The sequence below is a fragment of the Saccharibacter sp. 17.LH.SD genome, from assembly GCF_009834805.1.
Lineage (GTDB): Bacteria > Pseudomonadota > Alphaproteobacteria > Acetobacterales > Acetobacteraceae > Saccharibacter.
This window is the reverse complement of record NZ_WVHO01000011.1, coordinates 297,462-315,083: the sequence shown is the minus strand read 5'-3', so window position 1 is coordinate 315,083 and position 17,622 is coordinate 297,462. Positions and strand designations below refer to the sequence as shown.

The window sequence follows — 17,622 nt, the reverse complement described above, 5'->3', positions numbered from 1 at the left end:
TATAAGAGTGTAAAAGTGCAGCTGTTTTTTAAGTTATTATCCTAGTGGAGGTCCCTCCGTCCTAGGGCAGCAGGGAGCGCTACTGCTTTGAATTTCACTCGTTATAAGATAATTCCCAATTCAGCAGTTATAATGCCTCACTTTGGTCCTAACTTTGGAAAAGAGCTAACAGGGCAATCGATAGACGAGCATTTACGTTGGTTTTGTAAGCGCCTGTTTCATCACGCAGTGCGGACATGTGAATAAAGGGCGTATGGTAAAGTTAAAGGAGAGTGAGGCTACAGCGTGAATGATCAGATCGTTCGTTCTGCTGCAGCCATTATTAGACAAGCTTGATGTCATTTATTCATGGAGCGTATCGAGGTTTCCAAAGCGCGTGAATTCACCTTCAAAGTAAAGCGAGATCGTGCCAGTAGGTCCGTGGCGCTGCTTTTCGAGGATCAAGTCTGCTTGATTATGGACGGTCATCATGCGCCGTTGCCAATCATCTAAAGCAGCTTGGTATTTCTCGGGATTATCAAAATTACCTTCTTTAGGTTGGCGCTGCTGAAGGTAATATTCATCGCGATACACAAACATCACGGCATCAGCATCTTGCTCAATAGATCCTGATTCACGAAGGTCAGAAAGCATGGGGCGCTTATCTTCGCGGGATTCAACCTGACGTGACAGCTGTGAAAGGGCAATAACAGGGACCGCGAGCTCTTTTGCGATGGCTTTAAGGCCTTGGGTAATCATCGAAATTTCAAGAACACGGCTATCAGGTCGTGTGCCAACGGCTGGCCGCATCAGCTGAAGGTAATCGACTACAACCAAGCTTAAGCCTTTTGTGCGGGCAAGACGCCGGCAGCGCGTTCTCATAGCTGAAAGAGAAAGGGCTGGCGTGTCATCAATATGAAGTGGGAGACGTTGAAGTTCTCGAGAGACACGCACAAAGCGATCAAATTCTTTTTGACTAATATCCCCGCGACGAATTTGCTCTCCTCTTACTTCGGCTTGCTCAGAGAGGATACGTGTCGCGAGTTGTTCTGACGACATTTCTAGTGAGAAAATCGCCACACTTCCCTTGGGTTGTGTGCCGTTATCGTCAGCTTCACGCATCAGGGCTTGGGCCGCAGAGAAAGCAATTTTTGTTGCTAGGGCTGTTTTTCCCATGGCGGGGCGCCCTGCAAGGATGATGAGATCGGAGGGGTGAAGACCACCTGTTTTTTTATCGAGGTCACGTAAGCCAGACGTTAAGCCGACAATCTCACCAGTGCGATGATAGGCTTGTTCTGCGGTGTTGATGGCGCTGGTAAGAGCGCGCTCGAAAGAGATGAAGCCGCCATCTTGGCCTTTGTCTGTCGCGAGGTGAAATAGTGCTTCTTCTGAAGCGGCAATTTGGTCTGAGCCGTCAAGCTCTGCACGTGCCCCATAAGCATTATTAACAATGGTTCCGCCGATATCGATCAGTTGGCGGCGGATCCAACAATCATGGATCACACGGCCATATTCACCCGCGTTAACAATACCCACCATGGCATTCAGTAATTTAGCTAGGTAGGAAGGCCCACCAGCGGCATCAAGAATGCCGGTATGTTCAAACTCTGCACGCATGGTGACAGGGTCGGCCAGCTGGCCGCGTTCGATACGGCGGGAAATGGCTTCATAAATTCTTCCGTTAATCGTGTCAGAAAAATGTGAAGGCTGTAAAAAATCAGAGACGTGCTCGTAGGCCTTATTATTGGTGAGGATAGCCCCTAACAAAGCTTGCTCAGCGGCGATATTGGCTGGAGGGCTACGTTGAAGGAGGCTTTCTAGGTCACCTGAAGAGGCGTTGGAGATGGCTAAATCACTCATGATGTGTGGGCTCAAATAGACGATGATGCAGCAAGGAGGATGTCGTGTGTCTGAGAAAAGGGGTCAAGGGTGCTTTTGTAATTCTAAGTGAGGGTTACGCCGTCACGAGCAAGAGCACAGCCGGCAAGGTATAAACTCCCACAAATAAGAACGCGGGCGGGTTTGTTATCTTGGTTATGATGTTGGGTGAGGCGGGTTAAGGCATCGTGCACGGTAGGCCCAATGATAGCATCCCCTCCTGCTTGGCGTGCGGCTTCCTGGATTTTTTCGACAGGCATTGCCAGATGCTGATCGGGCTCGGCAACAGCTTGTATGGTTTTGACGTAGGGGAGAAGAGGGCGGAGAAAGCCACTGGCATCTTTGCTGTCTTTCAACCCGACAACAATGTGAAGAGGGCGGTCTTTCCATTGGGCCATGGTATGGGCGAGCGCATCCCCAGCGCCAGGGTTATGGCCTCCATCTAAGATAAGTTCCCATCCTTGCGGTAAGAGAGACGCTAAACTGCCGTGAAGTCGCTGAAGGCGGGCGGGCCAGAAGGTATTGGCAATGCCATTATAGGCGGTGTCAGGTAAAGCAAGATCACTATGACGTAAGGCCGCAATGGCGAGGGCCGTATTTTGGACCTGATGTTTGCCCTTTAAGGCGGGTTCAGGGAGGGTGAGTGACCCTTGATCATCATGGTAATGTAAGTGACCATTCTTCACATCAGCCGTTATATCACGGTCTAGAAGAAAGAATGGTGCTTCATGTTGTTGGGCGACAGAGCTGATCGCCTGAAGGGCTTCTGGTTCCTGCGGTGCTACAATGACGGGGACATCTTGCTTGATAATGCCTGCTTTTTCACGCGCAATGGAGGCAATGTCATTTCCTAAGAAAGCTTGGTGATCAAGGCTAACGGAAGTGATGATGCATGCCCGAGGAGCGGTGATAACATTCGTGGCATCAAAGCGTCCGCCGAGCCCAACCTCTATAATGGCGAGGTCAGCAGGGATGCGAGAAAAAAGAAGGAGTCCTGCTGCGGTCAGCACTTCAAAAACTGTGATAGGCTCACCTTGGTTAAGACGCTCAATTTCTTCTAATGTCTCAATGAGTTGGTCTTCACTGACCAATGTTCCAGCAAGGCGGAAGCGCTCTGTTACATCCAGCAAATGAGGGCTGGTCATAACGTGAGTGCGCAGCCCCGCATGTTCTGCGATGGCCCGAAGGGATGCACATGTGCTGCCCTTCCCGTTTGTTCCGGCCACATGGATCACGGGTGGAAGATGTCGCTCAGGATGATTGAGCCGTGCTAATAACGCTTCAAGTCTCCCTAGAGAGAGATCAATAAGCTTTGGGTGTAGCTCTTGCAAACGCAAGAGAACGTCACGTGCACGACCTTTAAACTCGCTATGAGGTCGAGAATCCTGGCGATTCGTCATGGTGGCCGATTAATCCGTTGCTCTATGCGTCTGTTTTTGAAGGGGTGTCGTCCTGCTGTTGTGGGGTCAGCATGGCGATCAATCGCCCAAGAAGGGCGGGCAAATCTTTCCGGGCTGATATCGTATCAATCATACCGTGATCTTTAAGATACTCAGAACGTTGGAAACCTTCTGGGAGCTCTTCTCGAACGGTATCACGGATCACACGAGGCCCGGCAAAGGCGATCAACGCATTTGGTTCCGCTACATGGATATCACCGAGCATCGCAAAGGAAGCTGAGACTCCTCCTGTCGTGGGATTAGTAAAGACGACGATATAAGGAAGCCCTGCCTCACGGAGAACCTGAATACCAATCACGGTACGGGGCATCTGCATAAGGCTGATCACGCCTTCCTGCATACGCGCGCCACCGGATGCGGTGAAGATAATGAGAGGCGCTTTCTGTAAAACAGCGAGACGGCAGGCTGCAAGAAAGGCTTCCCCCAAGGCGCTTCCCATCGTGCCAGCAAAAAATTCGAATGCCATGACAGCGACAACAGCATCACGCCCACTAATCTTTCCATGCGCAACAACTAGGCTCTCATCAAGGCCAGCCTTGGTACGGCTTGCTTTAAGGCGATCTGTATAGCGCTTGGAATCTCGGAAATGAAGCGGGTCAACCGGTACTTTAGGGAGATCAATCGTGGTATATTGTCCCTCATCAAACGTCCATGCCAAGCGCTCCTTAGCGGTTGCGCGCATGTGATGACCACAATGGGGACAGACCTTCTTATTGCGCTCAAGTTCCTTGATCAGCAGCATCTGTGAGCAAGATTCACAATTGGTCCAGAGGTTGTCTGGCACCTCCCGCTGTAGCAAGCTCCTCAATTTGGGGCGAACATGATCGGTCAGCCAGCTCATGGTTTCTGTTTACTCTCCAGATGCGTTGCAGTCGAAGGATGCTTAACGGATTCAATGTCCTTAAGACAAGCGTGGAACAAACCTTGATCCGTGCCGGCGGGAGAATACCACCCCTGCCATGAGAATGCCATATACTGCTTTGGATGTGTTATTTTAGGGGGGAAGTCGACGGACGGTATAATGGTAACGGGCTGACTTCTTTGAGTGATTTCAGGCCGATATAGGATTTAACATGGGAGACCGTTTGGAGTGCGAGAAGTTTTGTTGTCACAAAGTCAGAAAGACTTTCGAGGGTTTCGGCAACAAGTTTGAGCATATAATCAGCGTCCCCGCTGACAGCATAGGCCTCCTGAATCATAGGGTTTGACTCGACAAGTTTTTGGAAGGCACCAAACGATTCCGTGCTGTGATCCTTAATGCTCACTTGCACAAAGGCCATAACATTAAGACCAACTGCAGGACCGTGGATGCGCACGGAATAGCCGCGAATGATCGATTCTTTCTCCAATGTGAGACGACGACGTGAGCATTGTGACGGTGAGAGCGCAACCACTTCACTGAGTTCACGGTTCGTCAGCCTGCCATTTTTTTGTAGAGCTGAGAGAATATGCCAATCAAAATGATCCATAATGGTCCCATTGATGCACAGATTGTGCGTTTTGTGGCGATATTTCTTTTTATATGCACACAATTTGCGCTGTTTATACGATAGAGTAACCTGAATGTAACGCTTCTTGATGCGCGGTTTGTGCGATGAAGGGCTTTTTTAGGTAGTATATTTTATGCAGATGACGATTGGTGATTTTTTGGCGCGTCGTTTAAGCGAGGTGGGGATTCGGCATCTCTTTGGTGTTCCTGGTGATTTTAATCTTTCCTTCCTGGAACAAATAGAAGCACGACAAGACATCACCTTCGTTGGAAACTGCAATGAATTAAATGCCTCTTACGCAGCAGATGGATATGCGCGGACCTCGGGTTTGTCAGCGGTGGTGACCACCTGGGGCGTGGGAGATATGAGTGCCATTGGGGGGCTAGCTGGCGCTTATGCCGAGCGAGTACCTGTCATACATATTACAGGCACTCCTCCAGTATATGCGGTGCAAGGGCGCGCTTTGTTGCACCATACGCTTGCTGATGGTGGTTACGGCAATATTGGGCGTTGTATGGCAGAGTTCACGGTGGCGCAGAGTCGCATTATGCCGGAGAATGCTGTGATAGAAATAGACCGTGTTCTACAGGCCTGTTGGCGGGAGCGTCGGCCTGTGCATATCCAGCTTCCCTCTGATATTACACATCTGTTGATTGATACGCCTGATGCGCCGCTTGTTCTTAAAGATATGGCGGGTGACTCCCGACAGGTTGAGGATGCAGCTGCGCGGATTGCTTCAGCTCTTGAGAAGGCAGAAGCTCCAGCATTGTTGATTGATGCGGATGCAGATCGCTTTGGTGTTGCGGCATTGTTGGAGGATTTAGTTAAAAAACGCGGCATTCCTTATGCATCGCTCCTGCCAGGAAAAGCGATCTTGAATGAGAGGTCTGCGTGGTATGTAGGAGGGTATGCAGGAGCGGCTAGCCCGCCAAACGTGCGCCAAGCGATAGAGGAGTCTGATTGCCTTATTGGGGTCGGAGTGCGTCTGACGGACACAAGCTCGGGGTTTTTCACCAGTAAGATTGATCCACTCCATTTTATCGACATGAGAGCTCATGATTTATCAATCGGGAAGAATCATATCCCTGCAGCTCCATTGAAAGCGGTATTGCAGGAGCTTGTGGGCAGATTAGAAGAAACGTCACGTCCAGAGCCACAGCAGCAGCCGGTGGAATCTCTTGAAACGCATACGGATGATACGTTGAGCCACGCAGCATTATGGCCGCGTATTGCATCGTTCTTTAAACCTCATGATGTGATTATTGGGGAGGCTGGAAGTAGTCATACCGCGCTTTCGGGGATGAGATTGCCGCCGCAGAGTAAGTATATTGCTCAGCCTGTATGGGGGGCGATTGGTTATACTTTGCCGGCTTTATTTGGTTCTCAGTTGGGGCAATTGTCGCGGCGTCATCTTTTATTTATTGGCGATGGATCGTTTCAGCTCACAGCGCAGGAGCTGTCTTCTATATTAAGGCATGACCTAAAACCGATTATCTTCTTGATCAATAATAGCGGCTATACGGTTGAGAGGATGATATTAGGGGAACATTCTTCGTATAATGATATCGCGGATTGGAATTATACGGAATTACCACGCATTTTTGACCCTAAAACGGATATTTTTACACGTGTTGTGAGCACGGTGAGTGCGTTGGAGAAAACGCTTGTTAAGCTAGAATCAATTGGAAAAGCAGCTTTTATTGAGCTCAAACTGCCGATGTTGGATGCTCCAGAGGCATTGAAGAAATTTGGGGCTGTTGTTGCGAATTATGATTATGGCGTGCATGGGCCGCGTAATGCGTCACAACGTTAAAACTGTTTGAGACTGCGCTGCTCTTTCTTTGGAGAGCGGCGTTCGGTCGAGTCTGCTCTGTAGTTGTTAAGTAAAGTGAAGAAAATGGTGTTCCAGCATATCGAAAGCGCCTCAGGTGATCCTATTTTGTCCTTAATGGAGGACTTTAAGGCAGACCCACGTCCTGAGAAGGTCAATTTGAGTATTGGCCTTTATTATGACGGGGCAGGGCACGTCCCCCAGCTTCAGACAGTCCAGGAAGCACGGCGTCGATTGGAAAGAGATATTACTCGGCCTGATCTCTATCTGCCTATGGAGGGGCATAAGGCTTACCGCCAGCAAGTTCAGAATTTGTTATTCGGTGTTGAGAGTGCTGTGCTGCGTGAGGGGCGCGTTGCCACTGTGCAAACCTTGGGTGGGTCAGGTGCGTTAAAGATTGGTGCTGATTTCTTGCGTCGCTACTATCCAGAGTCAGAATTATGGGTAAGTGATCCAACATGGGAGAATCATCTGTCCATCTTTGAAGGTGCTGGGATTACAACGCATGCTTATCCTTATTTTGACGCCAAAACAGGCGGGGTTAATCATGCGGGAATGATGGCAACCTTAGGTCGACTTCCTGCGAAGAGCATTGTGCTCTTGCATCCCTGTTGTCACAATCCAACCGGAGCTGATCTGACACCTGACCAATGGGATGATGTCATTGCTGTTTTAGCGGAACGTGATTTAGTTCCGTTTTTAGACAGTGCGTATCAAGGGTTAGGGGGTGGATTAGACGAGGATGTCTATGCAGTTCGGGCTATGGTTAAGGCTGGGCTGAGCTTTTTGGTCAGTCATTCTTTTTCCAAAATATTCTCTCTCTATGGTGACCGTATTGGGGCGTTGTCGGTTGTTTGTTCAAATCAAGATGAAGCTGAGCGGGTTTTAAGCCAGTTAAAGCGCACTATACGGCGGAATTATTCAAGCCCACCTGTACGTGGGGCTTATATTGTTGATACTGTGTTGAATGACCCCGAATTGCACATGCAATGGCGCGCTGAGGTGGAAGCCATGCGCGTGCGGATTGTCGCCATGCGTCAGAAATTGGCGGAGCGATTGAGTAATCGTCTCTCAGAGCATGATTTTAGCTATCTTCTCAATCAGCGGGGAATGTTTAGCTATACAGGGCTCAAGGTAGAGCAAGCCGATCGTCTACGGGAGGAGTTTGGCCTCTATATCTTGCGCAGTGGGCGGATGTGTATGGCTGGGCTTAATGATGGCAACATTGATGCGGTTGAGCGGGCGATGGCTGCTGTTTTGTCAGAACCGGTGGGTATTCCTGCGTAGTTATTGCCGCATTGTTGTGGGGTAGCCTTTCCAGGATATGAGCCATATTAATATGGCTCATATCCTGTGGTGCTGAAGAGGATTGTAGCATTCTCCGATAGGTCTCTAGTTGTTCGATTTTGCATGGGGATTAGAGCTTGGCGAAGGCCGTCTCGATTGGATTGAGTTGTGGATTATATAGAACGGAGAAATAATAACGTTATTCTAGCGCACTTTGAGCAGATCAATATGGCTAAAATCTTTTAGAAATCCCAAGGGTAATGATGGATTTGAAAATTATAATTGTATTAAGATTGAGTAAATATTGTGTTTTTTACAATAAAACCTATTGTTTGGTTCAATTAATGGTTAAACAAATAAATATTGTATAAAAAATGACAATAAACGATGAAAAAGATCATTTTGACATATGGCCATCAGTATTGGTCATGTTTTTTACTGCGTGTGTGCTTTTTCCACAGTGCATCGGGGATACGTTTTTTTTAGAATTTGTAATTTTTATACCAACAATAATTTTATCCATAGTTTTATTTTTATTTTTTTCATTATCGTTTCTCTGGAAAAGAATGTACCTAAAAGCAATCTCTTTTGTAATTCCTTTTTGTATTCCATTTCTATTGTTCTCACCATTGAATTTTCTGGCTACATGCGCGCATGCTGAGCTTTCCGTACATTTCGGGGTTGGTTTGGCGAGTAATCCTCTTCCCTCTAAACCAGATTCCGATGGTAGAGTTATGTACGACTGGACATTCGATTTTCCGGGTTATTCACGAAGTATTTTTCTAGTTTATGATCCAACAGATAAAGTATCTTTTCTTATTCCCAAGGAAGACTTTTCTATTACAGAGAAGATATCAGGTATAGATTTAGATGAATGCAGGCATTTATTTTATCATTATTATGAGTGTGTGCGTAATTATGCAGAACAATAATACATAATTTTTTATGTATTATTGTTTTTGCTTAAGAGAGAATTTTTGGCGCGGTTGTACCTTCGGGTAGACTGAAAATCGCTAGGCCTTCTGGTCCTCAGATGCTGTTAAATTTCGAATTGTCTTTCGATTAGGGCGCATTTTGGTGTCTTGCCCAGAAAATATTTTGCAACAGTGCCGTGATTGTCTTCTTCCCTCATGGGAGATTGGGAAAAGCTAAGATCTAATGTTCTAGGTCGGTCAGAATGGGGCATTCTGGTCGGTCTTGTCCTGCGCATTCGTCGACAAGCTTTTGCAGAGTGGTGATCATGGCCTCCATTTCTGTAATACGGTTTTGAAGGCCAGAGATGTGCTGATTGGCTATGTCGCGAACCTGGGCGTTTTCACGGTCATGATTTTGCCAAAGGCTTAGAAGGATCGCGATATGTTTTATAGAGAAACCTAAGTCGCGCGCACGGCGAATAAAACGCAGACGGTGGAGATCGTTTTCGGAGTAGTGACGGTAGCCTGCTTGGTTTCGGGCCACGGGCGGGATCAGGCCCGTTTGTTCGTAATAGCGGATCATTTTGATAGAAACGCCCGTTTCGCGTGATGCTTGACCAATATTCATAACGTATGCTTCTTCATGAGGCGGGAGCGTGAAAGTAGCGAAGGCGCAAGGCGTTTCCGAGCACAAAGACGCTGGAGAGAGCCATGGCGCCAGCAGCAAACATTGGTGACAGTAAGAGCCCCCAAAGGGGGTAAAGCATTCCAGCGGCAATAGGAATGAGCACGACATTATAAGCAAAAGCCCAAAAGAGATTTTGACGAATATTACGCAACGTCGCTTGTGAGAGGCTGATCGCCGTAGCGATCTGGTTGAGGTCGTCATGCATGAGAATGACATCGGCTGTTTCAAGCGCAATATCTGTTCCGCGCCCAACGGCGATTCCAATATCAGCTTGCGCTAACGCAGGAGCGTCATTAATGCCATCACCCACAAAAGTGAGGGTGCTATTCTGGTGTTGAAGCTTTTTGATAGCTTCCACTTTTCCCTGTGGCAAAACATTGGCGATAACATCATCAATGTCCAATTGACGAGCAATCATGCGCGCTGTTTCGTCATGGTCACCTGTAATCATCGCTGTTTTGATGCCGATATGATGCAGCGTTTTGATCGCAGCATGGCTTGTGGGTTTTATAGGGTCGCTGACAGCCAAAAGTGCAGCGAGTGTTCCATTAAGAGCCGCATAAAGAGGGGATTTTCCTTCTTGAGAAAGGGACGTAGCACGTGCCTCAACAGAAGAGAGATCAATCCCTAAGGAGTGCATATAGCGGGCTGATCCAACCTGTATGGAGGTATTATCAATCTGGGCGGTAACGCCCATTCCAGGAATGGCTTCAAACTGACTAATATCTGGGAGCACAAGGCTTTCTGCTTCGGCGGTATTGACGATGGCGCGGGCGATAGGATGTTCAGACCGTGCCTCCACGGCCGCTATAAAGCGGAGAAGGGTCGCTCGATCATAATCAGAGCATAAAAAGAGATCAGTGAGGGCAGGCGTGCCTTCTGTGAGGGTACCTGTTTTATCAAATGCGACAATATGTGTTTGCTCAAGTTGCTGAAGGGCATCGCCCTTACGGAATAAGATCCCCAATTCGGCACCTTTTCCTGTGCCGACCATAATGGCTGTGGGTGTGGCAAGCCCCATAGCGCATGGACATGCTGCGATGAGCACCGAAACGGCGTTAATGAGAGCAAAAGAGATTGTGTGGCCTAAGATAATCCAGGCTATGAACGTAAGAGTGGAGATCCCCATAATGGCTGGGACAAACCAAAGGGTGATCGTATTCACCAATGATTGAATAGGAAGTTTCGTATTCTGAGCTTGCTCGACCATCGTCACGATGTGGGCGAGCATAGTGTCATGCCCCACTGCTGTCGCGCGGAAGCGAAATGATCCGTTTTGGTTCGTCGTGCCCCCAATAACGATATCACCAGTTTTTTTAGGAACAGCTATTGCTTCTCCTGTTAACATTGCTTCATTGACGCGGCTTTCTCCTTCGTAGATCTGCCCATCAACAGGAATATTTTCACCGGGTCGGACTTCGATCAGATCCCCAGCAACAACGTCTTCAATCGGGAGGGTGATGAGGGTGTTGTCACGAAGAACATGAGCCGTCCTGGCTTGAAGATGCGTCAATTTACGTAAGGCTGCGGATGTGCGCCCCTTAGCGTATGCTTCCAAAAAACGGCCAAGAAGTACAAAGGTGATGATACCAGCGGCTGCCTCATAATAAAGGTTAAGAGTATTATGGGGGAGGATAGCAGGGAAAAAAGTTGCAACAGTCGAGTATCCATATGCTGCGAAGCTTCCGACGGCGACAAGCGAGTTCATTTCCGGTGCGCGGCGGAGAAGAGCGGGGACGCCTTTTTGAAAAAAACGTCGACCAGGGCCAATAAGCAGTAAAGTCGTGAGTCCAAATTGGATCAGCGCATCTCCTTGGAAGCCAAGAAGATGGCGGAGTGGGGAGACCATCTCGAAAATGGCGATTAACCCCCAGAGAATGGCTGCAATAATAAAATCTTTTTTGAGCTGAAGACGCTCACTATCATGATAGTTCTCGCGTGCCTCACGCGAAGAAGTCTTATTTTTTGAGGAAATATGTGCTGAAAAACCGCTTTTTGTGATGGCCTCTATCAGAGCGGAAGAAGGGGTTGTTCCGGTAACGGTTGCGCGTTCTGTTGCCAGATTAACGGTTGCTTGTGTCACACCGGGCGTGTGTTGAAGAACGCGTTCTATACGAGCAGAACACGAGGCACAACTCATACCGGAAATATCAAGATCAACGGTATTCTCAGGCACCTCAAACCCTATTTGCTTTATGGTTGAGACGAGTTGTTGAGGGTCTAGGGTGTCTGTGGCGTCAATATACGCCGTCTCTGTTGCGAGATTGACGCGTGCAGAAGCGACACCAGGGAGTTTGTTGAGAACACGCTCTATCCGACTGGAACATGAGGCACAGCTCATCCCACGGATGGGAAGTTGGATATGGGAAATAGAATCCGTCAACGTTGCTCTCCTTCACGTTCATGATAGAACGTTCTTGAGATAAGGTCTCCCATCATGGGAGGGTCAAGGCCTAATGCACAATGGAAGGTCTTGACCATTCCTTAGAAGATAAGAGCTGAGACGATTTCTTTCGTCAATAAAGAGGGTTACGAACGGACCGCTTGAGCCAGAGAGCGGATTTTTGCAAGGGCTGTGGGGATGCTCTTTTCTGTTGCCTTTCCGTCCTGGAATGTCGCGGCCATTTCTTTAATGATCGCTGAGGCGACGACAGCACCATCGGTGATCTTAGAGGCTGAACGGGCTTGTTCGGGTGTCGTGATTCCAAAACCGGCGACGACGGGAAGAGAGGTTGCGCGCCGTAAGCGTGTCATTGCTTGTGTTAATTGTTCTTCTGTCGCGCTGTTCGTGCCGGTAATACCTGTGATGGTCACATAATACACAAAACCTGTCGCATCTTTCAGAATATGTTTGAGGCGATCATCAGGCGTTGTGGGCGCGGTGAGCAGAATGAGGTCCAGGTGATGAGCGCGTATATGGGGGCGGATGATGTCCGCTTCTTCTGGAGGAAGATCGACAATAATGAGGCCGTCGACTCCCGCCTGCGCTGCGTCTTTGCAAAAACGCTCAACACCATAGCGATCAATCGGATTGAAATATCCCATGAGAACAATGGGCGTTGTTTTATGCGTATGGCGAAATTGTGTTATCATCTCGAGTACACCAGCCAGCGTAGCGCCCGCTTTGAGGCCTCGTTGGGCAGCGAGTTGAATGGTCGGACCGTCGGCCGATGGGTCAGAAAAGGGAATACCGACTTCAATAATATCAGCTCCGGCATCGACCATGCCGTTCAGTAAAGACAGCGATGTCTCACGATCGGGATCAAAGGCTTCAAGATACGGGATAAGAGCGCCGCGCTCTTCTTTTTTAAGGGCGTCAAAACAGGCTTTAATACGGCTCATGGTTAGAATTCCTTTATAGTTTGACGCCAAGATGGGCGGCGACGGTGGGGACGTCTTTGTCTCCACGTCCAGAAAGATTCACGATCAGGTTTTTGTCTTTGTTTAAAGTCGGCGCGAGATGGCAGGCATAAGCGACTGCGTGAGCACTTTCCAGGGCAGGAATAATCCCTTCTAAGCGTGTGAGCTGTTGAAAAGCGTCAAGGGCTTCTTGATCAGTTGCTTGCACATAGTGGACACGACCAATCTCATGAAGCCATGAATGCTCTGGCCCAATGCCAGGATAATCAAGGCCAGCGCTGATGGAATGGGCTTCTGTGATTTGTCCATCACTGTCTTGTAGGAGATAGGTGCGGTTGCCATGAAGGACGCCTGGAACACCTTGCGCGATCGAGGCAGCGGTTTTCCCGCTCTTCATCCCAAGGCCCCCCGCTTCAACGCCGTAAAGAGGGACGTCTAAATCATCAAGGAAGGGATGGAAAATTCCCATTGCGTTGGACCCTCCACCAATAGCGGCAATGATCCCGTCAGGCAAGCGCCCTGTTTGTTCTTGAATTTGAACGCGTGCTTCATCACCGATGACGGACTGGAAGTCACGCACCATAGCGGGATACGGGTGCGGGCCAGCGACGGTGCCAACGAGGAAATAGGTATTATCCACATGGGCGACCCAATCGCGCATGGCTTCATTCATGGCATCTTTTAAGGTGCCGGCTCCAGCCGTGACGGGGGTCACTTTGGCTCCTAAAAGATGCATGCGAAAGACATTGGGCTTTTGCCGTTCGACGTCGGTTGCCCCCATATAAATGACGCATTCCATCCCAAAGAGGGCACAGACTGTAGCGGTGGCAACACCATGCTGCCCAGCACCTGTCTCTGCGACAATGCGTGTTTTCCCCATGCGGCGGGCGAGGAGTATTTGTCCCATCACATTATTGAGTTTGTGTGATCCCGTATGGTTGAGTTCTTCTCGTTTAAGGTAAATCTGAGCGCCGCCCAGTGTCTTGCTAAGACGTTGAGCGTGCCAGAGTGGGCTGGGGCGGCCGACATAATCACGGAGATAGCGTTTAAGTTCTTTTTGGAAGGCAGGGTCATCTTTTGCTTTTTTATAAGCCTCATCAAGGTCAAGCATAAGAGGCATGAGCGTTTCAGCGACAAAACGGCCACCAAACTGTCCGAAGTGACCGGAGGCGTCTGGTCCGGAACGGAGTGAATTCGTTTTTTGATGTGGTGCAGTCATATGGAAGTTCCCGATAATAGTCGTCGTAAGAAAAAGGATTAGGATGGTGGTGTAAGCTCTGGTTCTTCACGTCCTGTAAGGGCTGCCTTTACCAAAGCTTCCTGTTGCGCCTTGTGGGTATTCGCGTTGCCTGTTGCGGGAGAAGCGGCGGCATCACGCCCTACATAGCGCAAGCGCGGCACAGGATGGCCTATATCACGCAGCGTGTATTCGATACGGCGATCAATAAAGCGCCATGCCCCACTATTACGCGGCTCTTCTTGGCACCAAATAATGTCGGTCGCGGTGAGATGGCGCGATAGAATGTCAGCCAATGCGTGATGGGGATAGGGGTAGAGTTGTTCCATACGGATCAACGCAATATTGTCCAACTTCTGAGCATCTCGTGCTGCAAGAAGGTCATAGTAAACTTTACCAGAACAGATGACGAGACGCTGGGCATTCTCCGGCGTGGTGTGGTCTTCCAGAACGGGTTGGAAACGCGTATGAGGCCCGAGCTCTTCTAGTTGAGAGACGGCGTGTTTGTGGCGTAGCAGCGATTTGGGGCTAAAGACAATAAGGGGTTTGCGGCATCGCCGGGCAATTTGGCGCCGTAAAGCATGGAAGAAGTTTGCAGGGGTTGTGGGCATACACACACGCAGATTATTTTCTGCACAAAGCTGAAGAAAACGCTCTGGTCGTGCGGAAGAATGTTCTGGCCCTGCGCCTTCATAACCATGTGGCAGAAGAAGTGTCAGACCAGAGGTTCGAAGCCATTTTGTCTCTCCCGCAGCGAGGAATTGATCAATAATGATTTGTCCACCGTTAGCGAAGTCACCAAACTGAGCCTCCCATAAGACCAGAGCCTCTGGGTTGCCGAGTGAGTAACCATATTCGAACCCTAGAACCCCATATTCAGAGAGGGGAGAGTTCCAAATATGGACAGGGGCTTGGCGACGAGAAATATGAGCAAGTGGCGTGTAAGTTTCACCCGTTTTTTGGTCCGTGAGCACAGCATGGCGCTGGCTGAAAGTGCCGCGCTCGCTATCTTGACCAGAAAGACGCACAGGATGGCCATCAAGAGCTAGTGTGCCGAAAGCGAGCGCCTCTGCGGTTGCCCAGTCGATAGGGCCATGGTCGTGCAGGGTTTTGTCTCGTGTTTTAAGCTGACGGGCGAGGCGTGGATGGACATGAAAGCTACGTGGTGTGGCTGTGAGTTTTTCTGCTACATCATGAAGGCGAGGGAGCGGCACGCCGGTCATAGGCTGAATACGTTGAGGTGTATCCTGCAGACGCGTAGGGTCTTGCGGGCTGTAATCGAGCCATTCGGTCGGGTCAGGACGGTACGTTTGAGCTTTGTCGAAGGCTTCTTGCAAAGAAGCCTGCGTTTCATCCCAGAGGCGTTGACTATCGTCTGTTGTTATTTGTCCTTGATGTTGAAGCTGTTCTGCATAGAGCTTACGCACTGTGGGATGGTTTTGGATTTTATGGACCATAGCAGGTTGGGTAAAACCTGGGTCATCTGTTTCATTATGGCCATGGCGGCGGTAGGCGATGATATCAATGACGATGTCTGTGCCAAATTCCTGACGCCAATCATGGGCAAGGGCCGCGCAGCGGGCTACGGCATTGGGATCATCCCCATTGACGTGCAGAATGGGGGCTTGCACGGTTTTGGCGACGTCACTGTTCCAGATTCCGGAATGAGATTCTTGTTGGCTGGTCGTAAAGCCAATTTGGTTGTTGACGATTAGATGGACGGTACCGCCTGTACGATAGCCCTTCAAACGAGAGAGTTGGAGGCTTTCATACACGACGCCTTGCCCTGCAAAAGCGGCATCCCCATGGACCAAAATACCAAGGAATTTATTGCGCTCTACGTCTTTTTCACGGTCTTGGTCTGCGCGAACGCGCCCCATCACAATGGGGTCTACAGCTTCAAGATGTGAGGGGTTGGGGAGCAGCGCCATGCGGAGGCGATGGGTCCCATGTTCCAAGGTGGTGGCCGTTCCTAGATGATATTTTACATCGCCTGAAACAGGGATGCCCTCAGGATGGAACGCTTTTCCGGCAAATTCACTAAAAATAGCTTCATAAGGTTTTTGAAGAATGTTCGCCATGACGTTCAATCGACCGCGATGGGGCATGCCAAGCGAGATAGAACGTACGTCGTCCTTTATGGCTTTATTAATGAGAGTTTGTAGGGCGATGTTAAGACTTTCGCTGCCTTCTAAGCCAAAACGGCGCATTCCTGTGAAACGCTGTTGACAAAAAGCCTCGAACCCTTCTGAACGCGTTAGAAGAGCGAGAATTTCAGCGGGGGTGATAGGAAGGGCAGTATTTTTGGGTGTCTCGAACCGATCGATCCACCATTGTCTCTGCTTATCATCAAGGAGGTGCATAAATTCAGCACCAATTGCACCACAATAGACCTGCCGAAGATGTGCGAGCAGAGAAGGGTCAGCATTCTGTGGGCATAACGCAGGAATGTCGCGTGGACGTTGTAACCCCAGCGGGTCTAGTTTGGCATGCAAATGCCCACAGAAGCGGAAGGCATTTTTCAGCCTTTCTGCTTTGAGCTCATCCGTGTTTTCAGGTGTGGCATGAACCGGGATGACTTCCCCTAATGTCGCGAACAACATGGCAAAGCTTGGATCCACAGAGGTAGGATCTTTTTGCCACAACGCATGAAGCTCGCTGAGATATGCGAGATTTTCGCCATTAATAACGTGGCGGGATTCATGCGTGTTGTTCGTCGTCATAAGGTCTTTCCCCGAAACAGAGCCCCCCGTTTTAACGCATCACCAACAGAAGACAAAGGGCGCGTATTAAAACGTGTAAAAGTAACTTGCTGCATGACTAGAAATGGCATTAGCGTGCAGGTCTATGAAGCCCATTATTCGTCTTAATTATGATGCTGTACGGCATGCACCAGTGGTTAATGAGCCATGTCCGCATCTTGTCGTGCCAAATTTTATTTCAGGAGAGTCTCTGCGTCACATTCTCTCATGGCGACCAGAGATTCGTTCAGGCGGGTCTTATCCGTTGGAAGCTTTGTCCTTGAGGCCTGAGCTGGCAAAAATGATGGCTGAGTTTCAGGGGCCAATGTTAAAGGAAATTGTCGCCGAGAAATTTGATCTTGATATTGGCAAGGCGCCAAGCATGGTCACGATGCGCGGTCAGACACGCGAGAAAGATGGGCGGATCCATCGTGATAGTGCGTCAAAACGGGTGACAATTTTGCTTTATTTGAACGACCCTGCTCAAGATTGGGGGACGCATGAAGGGTGTTTGCGCTTTTTAAATGGCCCTCATGATATAGAAGATTATGCGAGTGAAATTCCGCCGGTAGGGGGAACGTTGGTTGTGTTCCCCAATGGGCCCAATACATGGCATGGGCATCGGCAATATGTTGGACCGCGCTATACGGTGCAGTTAAATTATATGGCGGTAGGTCGGCGGACACGTCATGAATTACGTCGGCATAAGCTTTCAGCATGGTGGAAAAGCTTACCTTTTGTTGCTTAGGGGGAGGGG

At 49.2% G+C, this 17,622-nt stretch carries 13 protein-coding genes; 4 read left to right on the top strand and 9 right to left on the bottom strand.

Annotation, left to right across the window (positions count from 1 at the left end; genetic code table 11):
- Window positions 1-342 precede the first annotated feature (342 nt).
- From GS501_RS08155 to GS501_RS08140, 4 genes are all read right to left on the bottom strand, one after another.
- Window positions 343-1,839 (bottom strand): replicative DNA helicase, encoded by a 1,497-nt coding sequence (locus tag GS501_RS08155; protein ID WP_160831360.1) that lies wholly within the window; start codon window positions 1,837-1,839, stop codon window positions 343-345.
- 83 nt (window positions 1,840-1,922) lie between these two features.
- Window positions 1,923-3,257 carry a folylpolyglutamate synthase/dihydrofolate synthase family protein gene (locus GS501_RS08150; RefSeq protein ID WP_160831359.1) on the bottom strand — a complete coding sequence of 445 codons (1,335 nt, stop codon included), beginning with the start codon at window positions 3,255-3,257 and terminating at the stop codon, window positions 1,923-1,925.
- 22 nt (window positions 3,258-3,279) lie between these two features.
- Complete coding sequence (gene accD / locus GS501_RS08145; protein ID WP_160831358.1) at window positions 3,280-4,158, bottom strand: acetyl-CoA carboxylase, carboxyltransferase subunit beta; 879 nt, start codon at window positions 4,156-4,158, stop codon at window positions 3,280-3,282.
- A gap of 148 nt (window positions 4,159-4,306) precedes the next feature.
- Entirely contained in the window at window positions 4,307-4,786 is a 480-nt protein-coding gene (locus GS501_RS08140; RefSeq protein ID WP_160831357.1) for an Lrp/AsnC family transcriptional regulator, read from the bottom strand.
- Between the two features lie 154 nt (window positions 4,787-4,940).
- On the opposite strand from GS501_RS08140, the gene GS501_RS08135 reads away from it, so the two are divergent.
- The 3 genes from GS501_RS08135 to GS501_RS08125 all read left to right on the top strand — a co-directional run bounded on the left by GS501_RS08135 (window position 4,941) and on the right by GS501_RS08125 (window position 8,857).
- Window positions 4,941-6,620 carry an alpha-keto acid decarboxylase family protein gene (locus tag GS501_RS08135; protein WP_160831356.1) on the top strand — a complete coding sequence of 560 codons (1,680 nt, stop codon included), beginning with the start codon at window positions 4,941-4,943 and terminating at the stop codon, window positions 6,618-6,620.
- A gap of 84 nt (window positions 6,621-6,704) precedes the next feature.
- The gene (locus tag GS501_RS08130; RefSeq protein WP_202405372.1) at window positions 6,705-7,925 is read left to right on the top strand and encodes an amino acid aminotransferase; all 1,221 of its coding nucleotides are present in this window, start codon (window positions 6,705-6,707) and stop codon (window positions 7,923-7,925) included.
- A 374-nt stretch (window positions 7,926-8,299) separates the two neighbouring features.
- The gene (locus GS501_RS08125) at window positions 8,300-8,857 is read left to right on the top strand and encodes a hypothetical protein (RefSeq protein WP_160831355.1); all 558 of its coding nucleotides are present in this window, start codon (window positions 8,300-8,302) and stop codon (window positions 8,855-8,857) included.
- Window positions 8,858-9,080: 223 nt separating this feature from the next.
- Here GS501_RS08125 and cueR read toward each other — a convergent pair whose 3' ends face one another.
- The 5 genes from cueR to GS501_RS08100 form a co-directional block, all read right to left on the bottom strand.
- Window positions 9,081-9,467 (bottom strand): Cu(I)-responsive transcriptional regulator, encoded by a 387-nt coding sequence (gene cueR, locus GS501_RS08120; RefSeq protein WP_160831354.1) that lies wholly within the window; start codon window positions 9,465-9,467, stop codon window positions 9,081-9,083.
- A gap of 13 nt (window positions 9,468-9,480) precedes the next feature.
- Window positions 9,481-11,868: a heavy metal translocating P-type ATPase gene (locus GS501_RS08115; protein WP_160831463.1), complete on the bottom strand. Its 2,388-nt coding sequence runs from the start codon at window positions 11,866-11,868 to the stop codon at window positions 9,481-9,483.
- 188 nt (window positions 11,869-12,056) lie between these two features.
- The gene (gene trpA / locus GS501_RS08110) at window positions 12,057-12,869 is read right to left on the bottom strand and encodes a tryptophan synthase subunit alpha (RefSeq protein ID WP_160831353.1); all 813 of its coding nucleotides are present in this window, start codon (window positions 12,867-12,869) and stop codon (window positions 12,057-12,059) included.
- A gap of 13 nt (window positions 12,870-12,882) precedes the next feature.
- Complete coding sequence (gene trpB, locus GS501_RS08105) at window positions 12,883-14,106, bottom strand: tryptophan synthase subunit beta (RefSeq protein WP_160831352.1); 1,224 nt, start codon at window positions 14,104-14,106, stop codon at window positions 12,883-12,885.
- Between the two features lie 38 nt (window positions 14,107-14,144).
- Complete coding sequence (locus GS501_RS08100) at window positions 14,145-16,847, bottom strand: 2-oxoglutarate dehydrogenase E1 component (protein ID WP_160831351.1); 2,703 nt, start codon at window positions 16,845-16,847, stop codon at window positions 14,145-14,147.
- Between the two features lie 124 nt (window positions 16,848-16,971).
- On the opposite strand from GS501_RS08100, the gene GS501_RS08095 reads away from it, so the two are divergent.
- On the top strand, window positions 16,972-17,613 hold the full coding sequence (locus GS501_RS08095) for a 2OG-Fe(II) oxygenase (protein ID WP_160831350.1): 642 nt from the start codon (window positions 16,972-16,974) through the stop codon (window positions 17,611-17,613).
- The last annotated feature ends 9 nt before the right edge of the window (window positions 17,614-17,622 follow it).

Bases quoted from the DNA above. Each gene is read 5' to 3' on its own strand.
- GS501_RS08130 (WP_202405372.1), top strand. From the start codon at position 6,705: ATGGTGTTCCAGCATATCGAAAGCGCCTCAGGTGATCCTATTTTGTCC.
- GS501_RS08150 (WP_160831359.1), bottom strand. From the start codon at position 3,257: ATGACGAATCGCCAGGATTCTCGACCTCATAGCGAGTTTAAAGGTCGT.
- GS501_RS08155 (WP_160831360.1), bottom strand. From the start codon at position 1,839: ATGAGTGATTTAGCCATCTCCAACGCCTCTTCAGGTGACCTAGAAAGC.
- accD (WP_160831358.1), bottom strand. From the start codon at position 4,158: ATGAGCTGGCTGACCGATCATGTTCGCCCCAAATTGAGGAGCTTGCTA.
- cueR (WP_160831354.1), bottom strand. From the start codon at position 9,467: ATGAATATTGGTCAAGCATCACGCGAAACGGGCGTTTCTATCAAAATG.
- trpB (WP_160831352.1), bottom strand. From the start codon at position 14,106: ATGACTGCACCACATCAAAAAACGAATTCACTCCGTTCCGGACCAGAC.
- GS501_RS08115 (WP_160831463.1), bottom strand. From the start codon at position 11,868: ATGAGCTGTGCCTCATGTTCCAGTCGGATAGAGCGTGTTCTCAACAAA.
- GS501_RS08125 (WP_160831355.1), top strand. From the start codon at position 8,300: ATGACAATAAACGATGAAAAAGATCATTTTGACATATGGCCATCAGTA.
- trpA (WP_160831353.1), bottom strand. From the start codon at position 12,869: ATGAGCCGTATTAAAGCCTGTTTTGACGCCCTTAAAAAAGAAGAGCGC.
- GS501_RS08135 (WP_160831356.1), top strand. From the start codon at position 4,941: ATGCAGATGACGATTGGTGATTTTTTGGCGCGTCGTTTAAGCGAGGTG.
- GS501_RS08100 (WP_160831351.1), bottom strand. From the start codon at position 16,847: ATGACGACGAACAACACGCATGAATCCCGCCACGTTATTAATGGCGAA.
- GS501_RS08095 (WP_160831350.1), top strand. From the start codon at position 16,972: ATGAAGCCCATTATTCGTCTTAATTATGATGCTGTACGGCATGCACCA.
- GS501_RS08140 (WP_160831357.1), bottom strand. From the start codon at position 4,786: ATGGATCATTTTGATTGGCATATTCTCTCAGCTCTACAAAAAAATGGC.